This window comes from Vibrio sp. S234-5 (genome assembly GCF_000960595.1).
Taxonomy (GTDB): Bacteria; Pseudomonadota; Gammaproteobacteria; order Enterobacterales; family Vibrionaceae; genus Vibrio.
Map to the genome: position 1 here is coordinate 1 of NZ_JZAM01000111.1, position 1,085 is coordinate 1,085.

Sequence of the window (1,085 nt, forward strand, 5' to 3'; positions counted from 1 at the left end):
TATTCGTCTTATCCTGCTTTATTTTTAACAGTATAAGATCACGTCAAGATCGCTAATTCAATCTATTTCTAAAAATTTTATCCCGAAATTCGATAAAAAGGTGCGTCAATAACATGCGCGAACCCTGTTTTAAAACCGACTTACTCACGATACCTTTACCTTGGTATTCAGAGCTTAACCAGTAGCCAATCTCTACTTTTTTAAGTTGACGGTTAATACTGTTAAAACTGATATTTCCAACCAACTTATCTTGGTAAATCATCCCACAAACCAAGGATTTTCCATCAGCATAATCATGCAATGAACTTTTGATAAAGCTAAGAAAAAACTCTTCATTGCTTGCATGAGGAGGCCAAGCTAACCATTGACTCAAGTATTCCCTCTCTCGACTGACAATTTCAAGATAGGCCGAAGCAAACTTGGGAGTAACCAAAGCCAGTTTCAGATCGGTATCAACATCCAATATAAACATGATTTCCTCTTAAAAACATAACGCCCTGCTAAGGGGTGAGCAATGCACTGCGAAAGCTACTGCACACCGACTGAATCACAAAACCCAACGCATGCTAAAAATGCCACGCATTGCGAATCCCTCTTAAGCAGTTTGTTAGCTTAAATTTCAGCACCTTAGATTTACCAAGCCTGAGATTAAACCGATTTGGAAAACCAACAAACCACTTAAGCTTTGAAACCCGAAATAACGCAAACTTTGTGGCCGTTCATTTACATTAAAAATCAGAATATTTTGACAACCCGTTTTCGCACAACTCAAAGCGAACGCCAAACTTCCAAAGCGACTTTGCGCCAAACTGGCTAACCTCGCGCGATCCCAAAACTCAATTGAGGCAACGGCTCAAAACTCGCGTTGGCAAACAATGCTGATTTGCCGAGAAACCTGACCGAATTGCCAATGGAAGAAAGAAAAGAGCACAACCAATTGATTTTATTTGTTTTAAGCTAACGCCCGCTTAAGGGGCAGCCAACGCTACTACTAACTTACCGCACAATACCGCAATCACAAAAACCAACGCATGGTAAAAATGCCACGCGTTGGCTGTCCCTCTTGAAGCGTTTGTTATGCTTAA

At 40.6% G+C, this 1,085-nt stretch carries 1 pseudogene; it reads right to left on the reverse strand.

Features of this window, described 5'->3' with window-relative positions:
* Positions 1–127: 127 nt before the first annotated feature.
* Positions 128–472 (reverse strand): annotated as a pseudogene (locus tag UF06_RS03730) (GNAT family N-acetyltransferase); the annotation flags it as partial.
* Positions 473–1,085 lie beyond the last annotated feature (613 nt).